Source organism: Acinetobacter brisouii (assembly GCF_008993995.1).
In the GTDB taxonomy this organism is placed as follows: domain Bacteria; phylum Pseudomonadota; class Gammaproteobacteria; order Pseudomonadales; family Moraxellaceae; genus Acinetobacter; species Acinetobacter brisouii_A.
On record NZ_BKNN01000111.1, the window covers coordinates 1 to 4,905 of the forward strand.

The 4,905-nt window shown below is 38.5% G+C and carries 4 protein-coding genes; 3 read left to right on the forward strand and 1 reads right to left on the reverse strand.

The genetic code is table 11. The features are described 5' to 3' along the window. Positions 1-447: 447 nt before the first annotated feature. The 3 genes from GBN19_RS14555 (at position 448) to GBN19_RS14565 (ending at position 3,529) form a co-directional block, all read left to right on the forward strand. A complete protein-coding gene (locus GBN19_RS14555) occupies positions 448-1,449 on the forward strand; it encodes an SDR family NAD(P)-dependent oxidoreductase (protein WP_151778618.1) in 1,002 nt (333 codons plus the stop codon). Positions 1,450-1,557: 108 nt separating this feature from the next. Continuing rightward, on the forward strand, positions 1,558-2,952 hold the full coding sequence (fumC, locus tag GBN19_RS14560) for a class II fumarate hydratase (RefSeq protein ID WP_151710569.1): 1,395 nt from the start codon (positions 1,558-1,560) through the stop codon (positions 2,950-2,952). 85 nt (positions 2,953-3,037) lie between these two features. Next, the gene (locus tag GBN19_RS14565; RefSeq protein ID WP_151710568.1) at positions 3,038-3,529 is read left to right on the forward strand and encodes a hypothetical protein; all 492 of its coding nucleotides are present in this window, start codon (positions 3,038-3,040) and stop codon (positions 3,527-3,529) included. 54 nt (positions 3,530-3,583) lie between these two features. On the opposite strand, the gene GBN19_RS14570 is transcribed toward GBN19_RS14565, so the two are convergent. After that, the gene (locus GBN19_RS14570; protein ID WP_151778619.1) at positions 3,584-4,888 is read right to left on the reverse strand and encodes a dicarboxylate/amino acid:cation symporter; all 1,305 of its coding nucleotides are present in this window, start codon (positions 4,886-4,888) and stop codon (positions 3,584-3,586) included. Positions 4,889-4,905 lie beyond the last annotated feature (17 nt).

A 4,905-nucleotide genomic window follows, 5' to 3' on the forward strand; every position in this document is an offset into this window, starting at 1 on the left:
CTCTGCTGAATGATTACGACGTTTTCTTCGTGTCATGGTTGACTCCAAAAACAAGCATTTCCCATGCTTATTGGGGAGTAGATTATCACTTATAGGCATGGTCTAAAATCCTAGACCCACATCATTTTATAAGATTAAAGTAATAAAAAATAAAGATTTAAAATTGATATTCAGTTTTCTATCTGATTGATTTTCATCATTATTTAAACTAAATTTTATGAATTGGAATCTGATAGATACGCTTGGTAAATATAATAACTGCAAATTGAAACATACTAATCTCATTGAAATTGTAAGATAGTATTATACTCATCTTGCAGATCTGACCGGCTCGATAGTGATTTTGAGTCGGTTTTTGCGTTTTTATACTTGTGGATAACTTAATGAAAACACCAAAAATACGCCATAAAGCTGCAAGCAGTTGATTTTATTGGGAGGTATCTGACAATGATTTTGATTACAGGTGGTTTAGGCTTTATTGGTTCACATATTGCGTTGCATTTATTGTCTAAAGGACAGCAAGTTGTGCTGGTTGATAATTTGGTCAATAGTCATCTGCATACTTTGGATCGTCTGCAGTATATTGCAGGGCAGTATATTCCTTTTTTACAGGTCGATGTGCGTAATACACCTGCATTGACCAAATTTGTTGAGCAGTATCCAATTGATGCTGTGATTCATTGTGCTGGATTTAAGTCTGTGCAAGAGTCAGCATTAAAGCCGATTGAGTATTATAACAATAACTTAAGTGCACTGATGAGTGTTGTACGCATGATGCAACGCATTGGTTGTCGGCAATTTATCCATGTTTCAAGTTTGATGGTTTATGCTCAATCAGGCAGTCAGCTCACTGAGCAGACAGCATTGAATCATGATTATATCAACCCCTATATACAGTCTCAGCAAATGATGGAGCGCATCCTTGCTGATGTATTTCAGCATGATAATGAATGGAATATTGCTATCTTACGTATGGGAAATGTTGCGGGCGCATTTGAACAGGGTTTTTGGGGCGAGTTTATTCCAAAGCTACCAAAGAGCATTGTGGGTTTGTTGATGCAAATCGCGAATCATGAGCGAGAAAGTATAGAAATATATACGACACAAGACACACAGGATGGTAGTCCTGAACGGAGTTTTGTACATATTCTTGATGTTTGTGATGCATTGGAAAAAACTTTGACATGGCTAGTGCAGCAACATCATCGATATGAAGTGTTAAATATTTCGCGCCCTGATGTCATTAGTATGAATCAGCTATTAGACACGACTGAGAAATTAATACAAAGTCGTATTACCAAAGTCACTTCTTCTACAGATTTACATTTACCTTTGCTAGATCAAGTGGGCGCTGATGTGAGTAAAGCAAAACAACAACTAGGTTGGGTAGCAACCCGAACTGTTGAGCAAATGCTCAAAGATCAGTGGCGCTTTTATCGAGGAGCATAAAAGTAAATGATAATTATTTACTAAATGGTGTTTGCTACGTATGATGTTGTTTAGCTAGAGCGTAGATCTAGTCATTATAAATTGAATGATAATGAAATTGAGGAAATTATGACAATGCGTATAGAACATGACACGATGGGTGATGTTGAGGTTCCAAATGAAGCACTATGGGGCGCACAAACTCAACGTAGCTTACAGAATTTTAAGATCGGTCAAGAGCGTTTACCTCGTGCCATGATTCGAGGTATGGGCTTGGTAAAAAAGGCAGCCGCATTGACCAACGCAGAGTTAAAACAAATCCCTCAAGAACTAGCAAATTATATTGTAGATGCAGCTGAAGAAGTCATTGCAGGACAATGGGACTCTCAATTTCCATTGGTGGTTTGGCAAACGGGTTCAGGTACACAAAGTAATATGAACTGCAATGAAGTCATTGCAAACATTGCGAATCAAAAATTAGGAAACCCTTTAGGTTCACAAAAGCCTGTGCACCCCAATGATCATGTGAATCGTGCTCAATCCACCAATGACTCATTTCCAACGGCAATTCATGTGGCGGCAAGTGTCCAAATCAATGAGTTATTGATTCCTGCGGTGAAACAATTACGTGATACTTTACAAAAAAAATCAGATGAATTTCAAGAGATTGTGAAAATTGGACGGACGCATTTACAAGATGCAACGCCACTCACTTTAGGACAGGAATTTAGCGGTTATGTTTCACAATTGGATCATGGTTTAAAGCGTTTAAATCAGGCATTAGAAGGCTTGTATGAGTTGCCGCTCGGTGGTACGGCTGTAGGTACAGGTTTAAATGCGCATCCTGATTATGCGGTAAATGCAGCACAGCAACTGGCGCAATTGACTGGTTTACCTTTTGTGACTGCACCAAATAAATTTGAAGCTTTGGCAGGGCGTGATGCTGCGGTATTTGCATCGGGTGCATTAAAAACTTTGGCAACGAGTTTGAATAAAATTGCCAATGATATTCGTTGGTTGGCAAGTGGTCCACGTTGTGGTTTGGGTGAGTTAAGAATTCCTGAAAATGAGCCAGGCTCAAGCATTATGCCAGGGAAAGTCAATCCAACTCAAAGTGAAGCGATGACGATGGTTGTAGCGCAAGTTTTAGGAAACGACACGACCATCAATGTTGCGGGAGCATCAGGTAATTTTGAGTTGAATGTATTTATGCCTGTCATTGCATTTAACTTGTTGCAGTCGATTCAATTGTTGGGTGATGCATGTAATAGCTTTAATGACCATTGTGCGGTAGGAATTGAGCCAAATCGTGAAAAAATCGATCATTTTCTACATAACTCTTTAATGCTAGTCACGGCATTAAACCCTGTTATTGGATATGAAAATGCAGCAAAAGTCGCAAAAACAGCTTATAAAGAAAATAAAACCTTAAAGCAAGTGGCGGTAGAACTGGCACTAGTGACACCTGAGCAGTTTGATGAAGTGGTACGCCCTGAAAAAATGGTTGCTCCAAATGTGAAATAATCCACATGCTGAACATCAGCAGTTTGTATTGGCGTGAGTTATGCGTACAATATAGCGCTTCTATTTACTGCTGATGATCTTTTTTATGCTCGATATATATTTAACCGATACGCAACAACACGTTCAGTTTCAAGATTATCCGGGTGATCATCCTGTTAAGTTTATTCTTAACTTTAAGAAAATTTTTCCAAGTGTGATGGAGCTTTTACTTCCAGTATTGCCTTCAGATGAAAATTTGGAAGAAATGACATGGGAATCTACCGCACGAGATTTTGAAGTCTTTAAACTATTGCTCAGTGGTTGGGGAGTGGTTGAATTACGTTTAACGGCTGTGGCTCAATATAAAGATCGTGCTTATGCAGATCAGTTTGTTAAAAAAGCTCAAGCAAAACGCCAAGAATATAGTAAGAAGAATACGAAGTTATCGAGTGTGGAACTGGACTATTTATTCCTGCAAGATTTACATGCGTTAATTGATGCGGATTTAATTGAGATAGGTGAGAAATTCTATTTACCAACATTGCGTGATCAATGGAAAAATCAAATTTCTGCAAGCATTTTACAAGGTCAAATCTAAAGTTGACTGATATAAAAAAACCGCATCATGATGCGGTTTTTTTATTTTTAAACATTAAGCTTTTTTAGCTTTGTGTGCTTTCATTGTGGCATCAAATTTTTCTTTGTCTAATGCTTTGTCCCAACGTGCAACAACAACAGTTGCGCAGGCATTGCCTACAAGGTTGGTTAATGCACGGCATTCAGACATGAAACGGTCAATACCAAGGATTAAAGCCATACCCGCAACTGGAACATCTGGAACAACCGATAATGTTGCTGCAAGTGTAATAAAGCCTGCACCTGTTACACCTGCTGCACCTTTAGAGCTGATCATCGCAACAAGTAACAGCGTTAACTGTTGACCAATCGTTAAATCGATATTACACGCTTGAGCAATAAACAGTGCTGCCATCGTCATATAGATGTTGGTACCATCAAGGTTAAATGAGTAACCTGTTGGAATAACCAAACCAACAACTGATTTTTCACAGCCCGCTTTTTCCATTTTGTCCATTAAAGATGGTAAAGCAGCTTCTGAAGAACTTGTACCCAAAACCAACCATAATTCTTCTTTGATATAGCGAACGAGATCAATGATAGAGAAACCATTATATTTCGCCACAGCGCCAAGAATAATTACAACAAAGAGTACAGCAGTGATATAGAAAGTCACAATCAATAACGCTAAGTTACCAATTGAGCCAATGCCATATTTACCAATTGTAAATGCCATTGCACCAAATGCACCAATTGGCGCGAACTTCATCAACATGCCTACAAGTTTAAAAACAGGTGTAGTCAAGTTGTTTAAGAAATCAATGATTGGTTTAGATTGAGCACTTGTTGTTGCTAAAGCAATACCAAATAGGATGGCAACAAAAAGAACTTGTAAAATTTCACCGCCAACCAAAGGGCTAATGAGTGTTTTTGGAATAATGTTCATTAAGAAGCCAACGATAGTCGAATCGTGAGCTTTTTCTACATATTCAGAAACTTTGTCGCCATGTAATGTTGCAGGGTCAATATTTAAACCATGACCCGGCTGAATAACATTGGCAACAATCATCCCTACGAATAGGGCTAATGTTGAGAATGTGATGAAGTAAAGCATCGCTTTACCTGTTACACGTCCAACACTGCCCATATTGTTCATGCCAGCAATACCAGTTACAACCGTGAGGAAAATAACAGGCGCAATAATCATTTTGACAATGCTAATAAATGCATCGCCTAGAGGTTTTAAGCTCTCACCAACGCTCGGAAAGAAGTGACCAAGTATAATACCTAAGGTGATGGCGAAAATTACCTGAACATAAAGTACTTGGTAAAACTTCGGCTTTTCCCCTGGAGCTTTGGTTTGATGTGCATGAATGTCCATTAATAAAAATCCTATAG